Origin of the sequence: Stenotrophomonas sp. Marseille-Q5258 (assembly GCF_946900935.1) — a bacterium.
In the GTDB taxonomy this organism is placed as follows: Bacteria; Pseudomonadota; Gammaproteobacteria; order Xanthomonadales; family Xanthomonadaceae; genus Stenotrophomonas; species Stenotrophomonas nematodicola.
The window spans coordinates 1-3,557 of record NZ_CAMPPN010000053.1; the positions used below are offsets into that span (position 1 = coordinate 1).

General features: G+C 67.3%; 1 protein-coding gene and 2 pseudogenes. All 3 read left to right on the forward strand.

Translation table 11 applies throughout. The features are described 5' to 3' along the window. Positions 1-284: pseudogene (locus OC534_RS19160) on the forward strand (oxidoreductase); the annotation flags it as partial. Between the two features lie 523 nt (positions 285-807). After that, positions 808-1,539 (forward strand): annotated as a pseudogene (locus OC534_RS19165) (TCP-1/cpn60 chaperonin family protein); the annotation flags it as partial. 243 nt (positions 1,540-1,782) lie between these two features. Further along, positions 1,783-3,324, forward strand: a complete 1,542-nt coding sequence (locus OC534_RS19170) for a transposase (protein WP_262072407.1) — start codon at positions 1,783-1,785, stop codon at positions 3,322-3,324. The last annotated feature ends 233 nt before the right edge of the window (positions 3,325-3,557 follow it).

Here is a 3,557-nt window from a genome sequence, read left to right on the forward strand (position 1 = left end):
TGACCTTCTTCCATTTCTTCACGCCGGGTCGCGAGCTTCCCGACGCCGTGGATCTGGCGGGGATGGCGCGTGCGCGGGGTGTCGAACTGATCGACATCGCCACGGGACCGTCGTCAGCCGGCTTTCGTCAGCAGTTCGCGCAACGGGTCGAGCGGGCGGGAGCGTCGGGGGTGCAGATCAGCTTCTGCGGCCCCAAGGGCCTGCTGGACCAGGTGCGCCAGCTGATGCGGGAAACCGGCGTGGCGGAAGACCGGTTGCGGCACGAATTGTTCGAGTTCCGCTGAAGCGGGGCGATTCATGCTGGTCAAGACGCTACGGAGGATCTCCGCCCCCCTCGGCTAGGAAGGCCTCGATGGATCGCGCATACGCATCCGGCCGCTCCCACCACAGGATGTGTCCGGCGCCGGCGACGAACCGGTAACGCGCGTCGGGGAACAGGTCCACGTACTCGTAGGCTTCGGCGTAAGGCACGAAGTCGCACTGCCCCTGGAGCACCAGCACCTTTCCGGGGAAGCGGCGCATCTGCGGGCGGGGATCGGCGACATCGCCGAACCAGTTCGCGCCGGTGCGCACGTACAGCCCCGCGCCTCCTTCCTCAGGCTGCACCTTGCGCGGATCGCAGACCATGTTGCGGGTGAAGCGTGTCGCCAACGTGTTCAACGCGGCATCCGCTTCCGCATCCGATACGGTCTTGACGTCGAGGGCCATGGCGATGGCCTGTGCCAGGATCAGCTTGGGCGGCATCGCCGACAATGCCGTATCGCCACGGTACTGCTCCGCATCCGGCGGACGGAAATCCAGTGCTGCGAAGTCGGCCTGTCGCTGGAGAAGGCCACGATCAACGATCTGGGTCGCGCCAAGCGCGTCGTCATCACCAAGGAAAACAGCACCATCATCGACGGCGCCGGCGATGCCGAGCGCATTCAGGCCCGCATCGGCCAGATCAAGGCGCAGATCGAGGAAACTTCTTCGGACTACGACCGCGAGAAGCTGCAGGAGCGCGTGGCCAAGCTGGCCGGCGGCGTGGCCGTCATCAAGGTGGGCGCTGCGACCGAAGTGGAAATGAAGGAAAAGAAGGCGCGCGTCGAAGACGCCCTGCACGCCACCCGTGCAGCGGTGGAAGAAGGCGTGGTACCGGGCGGCGGCGTGGCCCTGATCCGTGCCAAGGCGGCCATCGAGAACCTCAAGGGCGCCAACGAAGACCAGAACCACGGCATCGTCATCGCCCTGCGTGCGATGGAAGCTCCGCTGCGCGAGATCGTCACCAACGCCGGTGAAGAGCCTTCGGTCATCGTCAACGAAGTGAAGGCCGGCTCGGGCAACTTCGGCTACAACGCTGCCAACGGCCAGTTCGGCGACATGGTGGCCTTCGGTATCCTGGATCCGACCAAGGTCACGCGTACCGCACTGCAGAACGCCGCCTCCATCGCGGGCCTGATGATCACCACCGAAGCGATGGTGGCCGAGGCGCCGAAGAAGGAAGAACCCGCCATGCCGGCAGGTGGTGGCATGGGTGGCATGGGTGGTATGGATTTCTAAGTCCGCCCATCGCGCCAGTGGTGGCGCGAAGACGTCCGCGCAGCGGGCGAACCGCGCCCTCCAGCAAGCAAGCGTGACCACGAAGCCCGGCCTTTTGCCGGGCTTCGTGCTTTCTGGCGTCCGACGTGGGAAACGCCCTGTCTTAAGCGCGGCGATGTCCGATACGAAAACCGGAAAAGGCCGATATGAACCGGCCGGGGCGGGCGCAAGCCTGAGCAGCCATTCCCTGCACCGGAGTGTTTCGTGCCGCGCCTCGCCGCGACCGTGTCGCAGCTGCAGGATGCCGTGGCGCACGCAACGTCGCCGGCAGCGCATCTGCCCACGGCTCGCTATGCGCCTCACCGTCCCGAGCGCACGCTGCTGTATTCGCTGGTGCAGGCGCATTGGCCGGACTTTCTCGCGCGCCGTGAGGTAGAAGACCGCTCGCTGCCCGAGTATGTGCGCGAGGAGTTCGAGACCTACCTGCGCTGCGGCGTGCTCGAGCACGGTTTCCTGCGCGTGGTGTGCGAGCAGTGCCGGGCCGAGAGGCTGGTGGCCTTCTCCTGCAAGAAGCGCGGCTTCTGCCCCAGCTGCGGGGCGCGGCGCATGGCCGAGAGCGCGCGGCACCTGGTGGAGGAGGTGTTTGGCCCGCGGCCGGTGCGGCAATGGGTGCTGAGTTTTCCGTACCCGCTGCGCTTCCTGTTCGCCAGCAAGCCGGAGGCCATCGGCCCGGTGCTGGTGATCGTGCAGCGCGTCATCGCCGGCTGGTTAGCCGATCAAGTCGGCGTCGACCACGCCAGCGCGCAATGCGGCGCGGTGACCCTGATCCAGCGCTTCGGCAGCGCGCTGAACCTGAATGTTCACTTCCACATGCTGTGGCTCGACGGCGTGTACGACGCGAACGTCGAGCCCCCGCGGCGCAAGCCGCGCCTGCGCCGCGCCCGTGCCCCCACCTCTGCGCAACTGACGCAGCTCGCCAACACCATCGCGCATCGCGTGTGCCGGCACCTGTCGCGCCGCGGCTGGCTCGAAGGCGAAGACGAATCCGTGTTCCTGTCCGACAGCGCGGGTAGCGACGACGGCATGGATGGGCTGCGGATGAGTTCGATGACCTACCGCATCGCCACCGGTCGCGACGCTGGCCGCAAGGTCGTCACGCTGCAAACATTGCCCGGTGACGCAGGCTCGCTGGAGGGCGATGCCGGCAAGGTCGGCGGCTTCTCGCTGCATGCCGGCGTGGCCGCGGAAGCACACGAAAGCCACAAGCTCGAAAAGCTGTGCCGCTACATCACGCGCCCGGCGATCAGCGAGCAGCGGCTGTCGATCTCACCGCAGGGTAGGGTGCGGTATCAGCTCAAGACGCCGTGGCGAAATGGGACCACGCATGTCGAATGGGATGCGGTGGACTTCATCGCCAAGCTGGCGGCACTGGTCCCGCCACCTCGCGCGCATCTCACCCGCTTCCACGGCGTATTCGCCCCGAATGCAAACCTGCGTGCGCAGCTGACGCCCTCGGGGCGCGGCAAGCGGCCTGCGGGCGATGCGGCGCCAGTGGACGTCAGCGCCCACGACGAGCCGCGCAGCCCCGAGCAGAAGCGCCGTGCGATGAGCTGGGCGCAACGGCTCAAGCGGGTCTTTTCCATCGACATCACCACCTGCGCCCACTGCGGCTGCGCGGTACGGATCGTCGCCAGCATCGAGGAACCCACCGCCATCCGCGCCATCCTCGCCCACTTCGAGAAGCACGGCGCGCTGGAGCAAGCGCACTACCGGCCCGCAGCGCGCGCGCCGCCGCCGGCCGCGTGACGAGGTGCCGGCCACACAGCCGGCAGCCAAGCCAGAGTCCGATCCGATGCGGCCACGACCCCGCAGGGCTGCGCTCGGCCCTGTGCCGGGATTCGGTGAGAAATGGCTACGCACTGAGCCGCTGCGTGGCCCCGCGATGTCGAAAACCCACGCATGAACCCCCGATCTGTGCCCGATCTGTGCCCAAAGCGGCGCTTGCGCGGCCGCTTCCTACCCGCCAGACTCGCCAAAAA